Genomic DNA, 11,362 nt, shown 5'->3' with positions numbered 1-11,362 from the left:
GGTGTGACAGTCGCCAGATGCAGTGACTGATACTCTGTCATCGGGAGCAAGCCCCCTCCACAGTTATTCTGGGGTGTATGGAAGATTGTTCAAATAATCACCAATCACCTTGCGCGCTTTCTCCCCCTTCTCTACAATTGCGCCCCTTGCCTTCCTGGCAGGCACCGATGTGCCTCCGTGCGGCAAGATCCATAAGTGTCATTCACTCCTTGTCTGACCGTTTTTGAGCGGCAGGCTACAACCCGTAAGGAGCATTCATGCGTCATTACGAAATCATCTTTTTGGTCCACCCGGATCAAAGCGAGCAAGTCGGCGGCATGGTTGAGCGTTACACCAAGCTGATCGAAGAAGACGGCGGCAAAATCCACCGTCTGGAAGATTGGGGCCGTCGTCAACTGGCCTACGCAATCAACAATGTTCACAAGGCTCACTACGTGATGCTGAACGTTGAGTGCACCGGCAAGGCCCTGGCCGAGCTGGAAGACAACTTCCGCTACAACGATGCAGTGATCCGTAACCTGGTCATCCGTCGCGAAGAAGCCGTTACCGGCCAATCCGAGATGCTCAAGGCTGAAGAAAACCGCAGTGAGCGCCGTGAGCGTCGCGACCGTCCTGAGCACGAAGGCGCTGATAGCGCTGACAGTGATGACAGCGACAACAGCGATAACGCTGACGAGTAATCCACGGACCTTTTAAGGAGCCTATCAAATGGCACGTTTCTTCCGTCGTCGTAAATTCTGCCGCTTCACCGCTGAAGACGTGAAAGAGATCGATTACAAAGATCTCAACACTCTGAAAGCCTACGTATCCGAGACCGGCAAAATCGTTCCAAGCCGTATCACCGGTACCAAAGCTCGTTATCAGCGTCAGCTGGCCACCGCTATCAAGCGCGCCCGCTTCCTGGCCCTGCTGGCCTACACCGACAGCCACGGCCGCTGAGACCGGGCAGTCGACAAGTAGTAAGGGATTGAATGCATGCGCGCCTTAGCTGAGTTCATCATGCGCGGCCGTGTGCAGGCCACTCTGGTAGTGGCTGGCTTTGCGGCATTGCCGTTGTTTTATTGGTTGGGTGCTGCTGCAGGCTGCCTTGTGCTCCTGCGGCGCGGTTTGAAGGACGCCGTTGGCGTTCTTGCCCTGGGATTGTTGCCGGCCTTGATCTGGTGGCTGCAATTGGGTGATCCACGGGTACTTCTGGTACTGCTGGGGTCATCGAGCCTTGCGTTGGTTTTGCGCGCAAGTGAGTCCTGGGTCCGTACGCTGCTGGTCAGCGTGGCATTGGGTTTGGTGTATTCGGTGATGCTTGGCGCGGCTTTCCGCCCACAGATCGAGGCGCTGGCACAAGAGATCGTCAAGATCCTGCCGCTGGCCCTCGGGGATATCTACCAGCAATTGTCGGTAGATGAGCGAGCGCGGTTTGTGTCACTGATTGCCCCGGTCCTGACCGGCCTGATTGCGGCATTGTTGCAGGTTGTCAGCGTTATGAGCCTGATTCTTGGGCGTTACTGGCAGGCGTTGTTGTACAACCCGGGTGGTTTTGGTCGCGAATTTCGCAGTATCAGAATCCCGACGGGGCCGGCGATGTTGCTGCTGGCGTGCATGGTTGTCGGACCGAACTTCGGTCCTCAGATGGCCTTGCTGGCGCCGATTTGCAGCGTACCGCTGGTGTTTGCCGGACTGGCCCTGATTCATGGGCTTGTTGCGCGAAAGCGCCTGGCCAGGTTCTGGCTGGTGGGGTTGTACGTCACGCTGTTGCTGTTCATGCAGCTGATCTATCCGTTACTCGTGGTCTTGGCCATTGTCGACGGCCTGATTGATTTTCGCGGTCGTCTGGCGCCGAAAGACGCCGATAACGCGAACGGTGAAGGTTAAAAGTTAGAGGATTTTCACATGCAACTGATCCTTCTGGAAAAAGTCGCCAACCTGGGCAACCTGGGCGACAAAGTGAACGTTAAGGCCGGCTACGGTCGTAACTACCTGCTGCCATACGGCAAAGCCACCGCTGCAACCGCTGCCAACCTGGCTGCGTTTGAAGAGCGTCGTGCTGAGCTGGAAAAAGCAGCAGCAGACAAAAAAGCTTCGGCTGAAACTCGCGCTGCCCAACTGGCTGAGCTGGAAGTGACTATCACTGCCACCGCCGGTGACGAAGGCAAGCTGTTCGGTTCGATCGGCACCCACGACATCGCTGATGCACTGACCGCTTCGGGCGTTGAAGTGCAGAAGAGCGAAGTTCGTCTGCCGAACGGCACCATCCGCAACGTAGGCGAATTCGACGTAGCCGTGCACCTGCACGCTGAAGTTGAAGCCACCGTACGCGTTGTCGTGGTAGCAGCTTAAGTCGCACCTAACTGGCTGGCACCTCGTGTGCCGGGCGGTTAACATCGGGCACGATCCTGTTTACAGGTCGTGCCTTTTGTTTTTCTACAGACCCCCAATTCCAAGTGGCCATGAACGATATTTCAGCTCCTGAGCAATACGATCTGCAAACCGCTGCCCTGAAGGTGCCGCCGCATTCCATCGAGGCCGAACAGGCCGTGCTCGGTGGCTTGATGCTGGACAACAACGCCTGGGAACGCGTGCTGGATCAAGTCTCGGACGGTGATTTCTATCGGCATGACCACCGCTTGATCTTCCGCGCCATCGCCAAGCTGGCCGATCAGAACTCGCCGATCGACGTGGTGACCCTGGCCGAACAACTCGACAAGGAAGGCCAGACCTCCCAGGTCGGCGGCCTCGGTTACCTGGGTGAGCTGGCGAAAAACACGCCGTCCGTCGCCAACATCAAGGCCTATGCCCAGATCGTTCGCCAGCGGGCCACTCTGCGTCAATTGATCGGTATCAGCACCGAAATCGCCGACAGTGCGTTCAACCCCGAAGGGCGTACCGCCGAAGAGATCCTGGATGAGGCCGAGCGCCAGATCTTCCAGATTGCTGAGGCGCGCCCCAAGACCGGCGGCCCGGTAGGCGTCAACGAGCTGTTGACCAAGGCCATCGATCGCATCGACACCCTGTTCAATACCGATGCCGCCATTACCGGTATTTCCACCGGCTACACCGACCTCGACGAGAAAACCAGCGGCCTGCAACCGGCCGACTTGATCATCGTCGCCGGCCGTCCGTCCATGGGTAAGACCACCTTTGCGATGAACCTGGTGGAAAACGCCGTGTTGCGCAGCGACAAGACCGTCCTGGTGTATTCCCTGGAGATGCCAGGCGAATCGCTGGTCATGCGGATGCTCTCGTCGCTGGGGCGTATCGACCAGACCAAGGTACGTTCCGGCCAGCTGGAAGATGACGATTGGCCACGCCTGACCTCGGCGGTCAATCTGCTCAACGATCGCAAGCTGTTCATCGACGACACCGCGGGCATCAGCCCCTCCGAGATGCGTGCGCGTACGCGGCGCCTGGTGCGTGAACACGGTGACATCGCCCTGATCATGATCGACTACCTGCAGTTGATGCAGATCCCAGGCTCCAGCGGCGACAACCGTACCAATGAGATTTCTGAAATCTCCCGGTCCTTGAAAGCCTTGGCCAAGGAATTCAACTGCCCGGTGGTGGCGCTGTCCCAGCTCAACCGCTCCCTGGAGCAACGTCCCAACAAGCGTCCGGTGAACTCCGACTTGCGCGAATCCGGAGCGATCGAGCAGGACGCCGACGTGATCATGTTCGTCTACCGCGACGAGGTGTATCACCCGGAAACCGAGCACAAGGGCATTGCCGAGATCATCATCGGCAAGCAGCGGAACGGTCCTATCGGATTTATCCGCCTGGCGTTTATCGGCAAATACACCCGCTTCGAGAACCTCGCGCCGGGTAGCTACAATTTCGACGACGACGAATAAGCCATCTGCTCAATTCCGACCGTTATCGTCGGAATTGGTCAAGATTTGTGCTATATTTCGCGCCCGCGATTTTTCATCGCAGTTTTTTCATCTCAACACCGGTCACCGTCATGCAAACAGCCAAGCCGTTATTTGACTATCCCAAGTACTGGGCCGAGTGTTTCGGTCCAGCGCCGTTCCTGCCGATGAGCAGGGAGGAGATGGATCAGCTTGGCTGGGATTCCTGCGACATCATCATCGTCACCGGTGATGCCTACGTTGACCATCCGTCGTTCGGCATGGCGATCATCGGCCGGCTGCTGGAGTCCCAGGGCTTTCGCGTCGGGATCATTGCCCAGCCGAACTGGCAGTCCAAAGACGACTTCATGAAGCTCGGCGAGCCGAACCTGTTCTTCGGCGTCGCGGCCGGCAACATGGACTCCATGATCAACCGCTACACCGCCGACAAGAAAATCCGCTCCGACGACGCTTACACCCCCGGCGGCATGGCCGGCAAGCGCCCGGACCGTGCAAGCCTGGTGTACAGCCAGCGTTGCAAGGAAGCCTACAAGCACGTGCCAATCGTGCTCGGCGGCATTGAAGCCTCCCTGCGCCGCATCGCCCACTACGACTACTGGCAGGACCGTGTGCGCAACTCGATCCTGATCGACGCCAGCGCCGATATCCTGCTGTACGGCAACGCCGAGCGGGCCATCGTCGAGGTTGCCCAGCGCCTGTCGTGGGGCCACAAGATCGAAGACATCACCGACGTACGCGGCACCGCATTCATACGCCGTGATACACCGGCGGGCTGGTACGAAGTGGACTCCACCCGTATCGACCGTCCGGGCAAGATCGACAAGATCATCAACCCGTACGTGAACACCCAGGACACCCAGGCTTGCGCCATCGAGCAGGAAAAGGGGCCGGTTGAGGATCCGACGGAGGCCAAGGTCGTGCAGATCCTGGCCAGCCCGAAGATGACCCGCGACAAGACCGTGATCCGCCTGCCCTCGGTGGAAAAGGTGCGCAACGACGCCGTGCTCTACGCCCACGCCAACCGCGTGCTGCACCTGGAGACCAACCCGGGCAACGCCCGCGCCCTGGTGCAGAAGCACGGTGAAGTGGACGTGTGGTTCAACCCGCCGCCCATCCCGATGACCACCGAAGAAATGGACTACGTGTTCGGCATGCCTTACGCACGTATCCCGCACCCGGCGTATGGCAAGGAAAAAATCCCGGCCTACGACATGATCCGTTTCTCGGTGAACATCATGCGTGGCTGCTTCGGCGGCTGCACGTTCTGCTCGATCACCGAGCACGAAGGTCGCATCATCCAGAACCGCTCCGAAGAGTCGATCATTCGCGAGATCGAAGAGATCCGCGACAAGGTTCCCGGCTTTACCGGAGTGATCTCCGACCTCGGCGGCCCGACCGCGAACATGTACCGCATCGCCTGCAAGAGCCCGGAAATCGAATCTGCGTGCCGCAAGCCATCGTGTGTGTTCCCGGGCATCTGCCCGAACCTGAACACCGACCATTCGTCGTTGATCCAGCTGTACCGCAGCGCCCGTGCATTGCCGGGTGTGAAGAAGATCCTGATCGCCTCCGGCCTGCGCTACGACCTGGCCGTCGAGTCGCCGGAGTACGTCAAGGAGTTGGTTACCCATCACGTCGGTGGCTACCTCAAGATCGCCCCGGAGCATACCGAGGAAGGTCCGCTCAACCAGATGATGAAGCCGGGCATTGGCAGCTATGACAAGTTCAAGCGCATGTTCGAGAAGTACACCAAGGAAGCGGGCAAGGAGCAGTACCTGATTCCTTACTTCATCGCGGCTCACCCCGGCACCACCGATGAAGACATGATGAACCTGGCCCTGTGGCTCAAGGGCAACGGCTTCCGCGCCGACCAGGTGCAGGCGTTCTACCCGTCACCGATGGCCACCGCGACGGCGATGTACCACTCGGGCAAGAACCCGCTGCGCAAGGTCACCTACAAGAGCGACGCGGTGACCATCGTCAAGAGCGAGGAGCAGCGCCGCCTGCACAAGGCGTTCCTGCGTTATCACGACCCGAAAGGCTGGCCAATGCTGCGTGAGGCATTGACCCGCATGGGCCGTGCCGACCTGATCGGGCCGGGCAAGGACCAACTGATCCCGCTGCATCAACCGGCTACCGACAGCTACCAGAGCGCCCGTCGCAAGAACTCGACACCGGCAGGCAGCCACAAGGTCGCCAAGGACACCACCACCAGGGTCCTGACCCAGCACACCGGCCTGCCACCGCGTGGCAGCGACGGCAGCAACCCGTGGGACAAGCGCGAGCAAGCCAAGGCCGCAGCCCAGGCGCGCAACAAGCAAGCCGCCAAGGAGCGCACCGATGCGGCCAAGGGCAAAGGCAAGAAGCCTGCCCGCAAGCCGGTCGTGCCGCGTTGATCGCAGCTTGAAACGCAAAACGCCAGCCTCGTGCTGGCGTTTTGCTTTCTAGGCGTTGGGTAGCCTGTTTGTTAAGGTGTCGCCCATTGAGCCGTCATCGGGGGCAAGCCCCCTCCCACATTGGATCGGGTTCACACATCAAAGGGTGGGAGGGGGCTTGCCCCCGATAGCGTCAGTTCAGTCACCCCCCTCTTTTCAAGGAAGAACACCCATGGGCAACCCCCTGGCCAGCATCGGCATGGACTTCAACCGCTCCCAGTTCATGGCCCGCCAGCGCATCGAAAGCCAGATCAACCTGCCGCGCCTGTTTGCGGCCATTGACGCCGACCCCGGCATTGTCGGCGCGGGTGTCGTGTACATCGACGCCGACTTTAATGTCGTGACCCTGCGTGAATTCAAGCCCATCTGCAGCATCAAGCCCAAGCGCGTCATTATCCGTGAGGCGCAGAAGTACATCGCGCCAGCTCAGTTTGTCGAGCAGGTGAAGACCGACCCGCGAGAAGAGCGCCTGAGGAAAGAGGTGTTCGACATGGGCTTGTCCTGCGGCGCCGCCGTGATCGGCTGGATTGTGGTGTTCAGCGGTAGCGTTGCGGTGCCGTTCACGGCGGGTGCCAGCGCTTTTGTGGTCGGCATTGGCGTGACGGCGGCGCTGGCCGGCAGTGCGCAATGTGGGTTCGGTGTAGCGCGCACCTACAACGAGATTCTTGACCCCGACGCTAACGATCGCTTGGACGATACCGAGTGGTACAACGCCGTTTCCCCCGTGCTCGATGCGGTCTCATTGGTGGGTATCGGGACCGGCGCGCTCACAACCGTGAAACTGCTCAAGGCCAACAAGGCCGCCGCGCTTGGCAAGAGTTGGTACCAGTTGCTCAAGGGCTTGAGCCGTCAGGAGCGTAAAAAGCTGACCAAGGAGCTGTTAAGCCTGCGCGATCCCAGCCTCACGCCCAAGTTGCTCAAGTTGCAGCAGCGCGCGGGCAAATTGACCAAGAGCTATACGTCCACCGAAATTCGTCACGCCACCCTCACCCAGATGAAGGATGCGCTGGGCGGCCTGCTGGGTATCGTGGGCAGCTATCGCAGCGGTAACGTGGGCACCGCCAGTACCCTGGCGATCGGCTTGTACGAGGACCTGACGGAATGAGCGGCTTTCCCGACATGGCGGCCTTCCTGCGCCGCTATTTTCCGGTTTTCATGGGCACGATCTTCATGGCGATCTTTTCCGGTTCGTCTGCTGTGTCCATGGCAGGGGTGACTTATTGGCGCGACGCTGATCCGGCGCTCAAGTCCAGCTACTCCGGGCTGCTGATCCTGCTGCTGGCAGTCGTGATCGTATTCAGCAACGTCATGATTGCGCGCGGACGCACCTGGGCCACTGGCCTGGTGGCGGTTTACCTGGGCGGCTGTCTGCTGTTTGTATTGCCGATGATTCAGTATCACCTTCATGCGCTGGCTTACGGCTCGGGAGTGTTTTTCCCGCTGATGGGGTTGTTATTGCTCAACAGCAAACGCCACCGTGAAATGCGCCAGAAGCTGGTCGAGGTCCGTCACCTGCGTGAAACCATGATCGCCCAACGCAAAACCCATTGACTGGGTAGATTCGCCACCTGTCTTCGCAGGTTCGCCACAATTATGTGCGAGCCTCGCACCACGGCACTCACCTGGGCGCCGTTTTGGTGCTGTACTGCACCGGGTCCTACGATAAAGCGCAATGACCGCTGCTCTGGCATAAGTCTTGCGCGCTTTGTTTCCATGCCCTGGCTCGCAGGAGGCCGCCGTGTCGATTCATGTCGCGTTGCACCACGTCACCCATTACCGCTACGACCGTGCGGTAGAACTCGGCCCGCAGATCGTGCGTTTGCGTCCGGCGGCCCATAGCCGCACGCGGATACTGTCCTACGCGCTGAAAGTGCTGCCCGAGCAGCATTTCATCAATTGGCAGCAAGACCCCCAGGGCAATTACCTGGCGCGGCTGGTGTTCCCGGAAAAAACTGACGAGCTGCGTATCGAAGTCGACCTGGTTGCCGAGATGGCAGTGTTCAACCCGTTCGATTTTTTCCTTGAGCCCTATGCCGAAAAAATCCCTTTCAGCTACGCCGCCGACGAGCAGCGCGAGTTGGCGCCATACCTGGAAACCCTGCCGCTGACGCCGACGTTTGCCGCCTACCTGGCCGGCATCGACCGTACGCCGCTGCCGGCGGTGGACTTCCTGGTGGCGCTCAATCAGCGGTTGGCTAGCGACATCGCTTACCTGATCCGTATGGAGCCCGGTGTGCAAACCCCGGAGTTCACCCTGGAAAACGCTTCCGGTTCGTGCCGCGACTCGGCCTGGCTGCTGGTGCAATTGCTGCGCAACCTCGGGCTGGCGGCACGATTTGTGTCCGGCTACCTGATCCAACTGACCGCCGACGTCAAAGCCCTCGACGGCCCGTCCGGCACCGACGTGGACTTCACCGACCTGCATGCCTGGTGCGAAGTGTATTTGCCCGGTGCAGGATGGATCGGCCTGGATGCCACTTCCGGGTTGTTCGCCGGTGAAGGTCATATTCCTTTGGCTTGTAGTCCCGACCCATCCTCTGCCGCGCCGATCAGTGGGCTGGTGGAGCCGTGCGAGTGCGAATTCACCCATGAAATGTCGGTGGAGCGCATTTGGGAAGCGCCACGGGTGACCAAGCCCTACACCGAAGAGCAGTGGCTGGCGATCCAGGCGCTGGGCCGTCAGATCGACAGTGACCTGCTCAAGGATGACGTGCGCCTGACCATGGGCGGCGAGCCGACCTTCGTCTCTATCGACGACCCCGACGGTGCCGAGTGGAACACCGCCGCGCTGGGGCCGAATAAGCGGCGCCTGTCTGCCGAGCTGTTCCAGCGCATGCGCAAGCACTACGCGCCGACGGGGCTGGTGCACTTCGGGCAGGGCAAGTGGTACCCCGGCGAGCAACTGCCGCGCTGGTCGCTCAACTGTTACTGGCGCCGCGACGGGGTGCCGATCTGGCACAACCCTGCGCTGATCGCCGATGAACAGGAGGACTACGGCGCCGACGACGCGCTGGCCGGACGCTTCCTGGCCAGCGTCGCCGAGCGCCTCAAGCTGCCTGCGCGTTTCGTGTTCCCGGCCTTTGAAGACAACTTCTATTACCTGTGGCGCGAGGGCGCGCTGCCGCAAAACGTCACCGCCCAGGATCCGCGCCTGAGCGATGAGCTGGAGCGCGAACGCCTGCGCAAAGTCTTCAGCCAGGGCCTGGATAAAGTCATCGGCCACGTGCTGCCGCTGGCGCGCACGGCGGCCAATGATCGTTGGCAGAGCGGGCGCTGGTACTTGCGCGATAACCACTGTCGGCTGGTGCCGGGGGATTCGCCGCTCGGCTACCGCCTGCCATTGGCGTCGCAGCCATGGGTGAGCGCGGCGGAGTATCCCTTCGTGCATCCGGTTGACCCCAATCAGGATCAACCGGAGCTGCCGACGCCTGCGCAACTGAAGAGTCACGGCGAGCCCGCGCCTGGCGACGAGCGCGTGCCCACAGTGGATGAGTCCGCCGATTGGCTGACCCGTACCGCGCTGTGTGCTGAAGCGCGGGGCGGGCGCCTGTACCTGTTCATGCCGCCGCTGGAGCGCGTCGAGGATTACCTGGAGCTGGTGGCCGCCATCGAAGCCACCGCCGAAGAGTTGCATTGCCCCGTACTGCTGGAAGGTTACGAGCCGCCGTTTGACATGCGCCTGAGCAACTTTCGCGTCACGCCTGACCCGGGTGTGATCGAGGTCAACGTGCAACCGTCCGCCACCTGGGACGAGTTGGTGGAGCGCACCGAATTCCTCTACGAAGAAGCGCGACAAACCCGCCTGACCACCGAAAAATTCATGATCGACGGGCGCCACACCGGCACCGGTGGCGGTAACCACTTTGTCATGGGCGGCGCAACGCCCAAGGATTCACCGTTCCTGCGCCGGCCGGATCTGCTGCGCAGCCTGATCAGCTACTGGCACAACCACCCTTCGCTGTCCTACCTGTTTTCCGGGTTGTTCATCGGCCCGACCTCCCAGGCACCGCGGGTCGACGAGGCGCGTAACGACGCGCTGTACGAGCTGGAAATCGCTTTCGCCCAAATGCCGGCGCCCGGCGAAGAGTGCCCGCCGTGGCTGGTCGATCGCCTGCTGCGCAACCTGCTGATCGACGTGACGGGTAACACCCACCGCGCGGAATTCTGCATCGACAAACTTTACTCGCCCGACGGTGCCACTGGCCGCCTGGGCCTGCTGGAGCTGCGCGCTTTTGAGATGCCGCCCCATGCGCGCATGAGCTTGACTCAGCAACTGCTGCTGCGCGCCTTGGTTGCGCGTTTCTGGCGCGAACCTTATGCGCCGCCGAAACTGGCGCGCTGGGGTACCGAGCTGCATGACCGTTTCCTGTTGCCGCACTTTATCGAGCAGGACTTTGCCGATGTGATCGTCGAGCTGAATGCCGCCGGTTATCCGCTGCGTGCCGAATGGTTTGCGGCGCATCTGGCGTTTCGTTTCCCCAAGGTCGGCGACTACGCGGTCGGTGGCATCGAGCTGGAACTGCGCCAGGCCCTCGAACCCTGGCACGTGCTGGGCGAAGAGGGCGCGGCGGGCGGTACGGTGCGCTATGTGGATTCGTCGCTGGAACGCCTGCAAGTGAAACTCACCGGGTTGGCGCCGCAACGCTACCTGCTGACCTGCAACGGTATTGCGGTACCGCTGCAAGCCACCGGGCGAGTCGGTGAATTTGTCGCCGGCGTGCGTTACCGCGCCTGGCAACCGGCCAACTGCCTGCAACCGACCATCCCGGTGCATGCGCCGCTGGTGTTCGACCTGCTCGACACCTGGATGCAACGCTCCCTCGGCGGCTGCCAGTACCACGTGGCCCACCCGGGCGGGCGGAATTACGACAGCTTGCCGGTGAACGCCAACGAAGCCGAGAGCCGGCGCATGGCGCGGTTTTTCCGTCTTGGCCATAGTCCGGGCAAGCTCCCTGTACCGCCGGTGGTCATCAACGATGAGTTACCGATGACCCTGGATTTGCGGCGTTTTCCCAATAAAAATGACTGACGCGGATCAACTATGAGACGGCGTTTGTGTGGCGAGGG

9 protein-coding genes are annotated in these 11,362 nt (G+C 60.9%); all 9 read left to right on the top strand.

The annotated features are described in order from the left end of the window. The first annotated feature begins 257 nt into the window (after positions 1-257). The 9 genes from rpsF to ACQRBV_RS06425 all read left to right on the top strand — a co-directional run bounded on the left by rpsF (position 258) and on the right by ACQRBV_RS06425 (position 11,324). Positions 258-680 (top strand): 30S ribosomal protein S6, encoded by a 423-nt coding sequence (gene rpsF / locus ACQRBV_RS06465; protein ID WP_003236224.1) that lies wholly within the window; start codon positions 258-260, stop codon positions 678-680. A gap of 28 nt (positions 681-708) precedes the next feature. Further along, positions 709-939, top strand: a complete 231-nt coding sequence (gene rpsR, locus ACQRBV_RS06460) for a 30S ribosomal protein S18 (protein WP_002551829.1) — start codon at positions 709-711, stop codon at positions 937-939. Between the two features lie 36 nt (positions 940-975). Further along, positions 976-1,869: a hypothetical protein gene (locus tag ACQRBV_RS06455; protein WP_060755096.1), complete on the top strand. Its 894-nt coding sequence runs from the start codon at positions 976-978 to the stop codon at positions 1,867-1,869. Positions 1,870-1,887: 18 nt separating this feature from the next. Then, entirely contained in the window at positions 1,888-2,334 is a 447-nt protein-coding gene (gene rplI / locus ACQRBV_RS06450; protein WP_003171376.1) for a 50S ribosomal protein L9, read from the top strand. A gap of 110 nt (positions 2,335-2,444) precedes the next feature. Next, positions 2,445-3,842, top strand: coding sequence for a replicative DNA helicase (dnaB, locus tag ACQRBV_RS06445; RefSeq protein ID WP_060755095.1), 1,398 nt, complete (start codon positions 2,445-2,447; stop codon positions 3,840-3,842). 110 nt (positions 3,843-3,952) lie between these two features. After that, positions 3,953-6,256, top strand: coding sequence for a YgiQ family radical SAM protein (locus tag ACQRBV_RS06440; protein ID WP_060755094.1), 2,304 nt, complete (start codon positions 3,953-3,955; stop codon positions 6,254-6,256). 211 nt (positions 6,257-6,467) lie between these two features. Then, the gene (locus ACQRBV_RS06435) at positions 6,468-7,400 is read left to right on the top strand and encodes a hypothetical protein (protein ID WP_060755093.1); all 933 of its coding nucleotides are present in this window, start codon (positions 6,468-6,470) and stop codon (positions 7,398-7,400) included. Next, complete coding sequence (locus ACQRBV_RS06430; protein WP_411985087.1) at positions 7,397-7,846, top strand: hypothetical protein; 450 nt, start codon at positions 7,397-7,399, stop codon at positions 7,844-7,846. The genes ACQRBV_RS06435 and ACQRBV_RS06430 overlap by 4 nt, the downstream gene beginning before the upstream one ends. A 187-nt stretch (positions 7,847-8,033) precedes the next feature. After that, complete coding sequence (locus ACQRBV_RS06425) at positions 8,034-11,324, top strand: DUF2126 domain-containing protein (protein WP_411985088.1); 3,291 nt, start codon at positions 8,034-8,036, stop codon at positions 11,322-11,324. Positions 11,325-11,362: the final 38 nt, after the last annotated feature.

Source organism: Pseudomonas sp. R11F (genome assembly GCF_050312575.1).
Classification (GTDB): domain Bacteria; phylum Pseudomonadota; class Gammaproteobacteria; order Pseudomonadales; family Pseudomonadaceae; genus Aquipseudomonas; species Aquipseudomonas palleroniana.
This window is presented reverse-complemented; position numbering and strand designations above follow the sequence as displayed.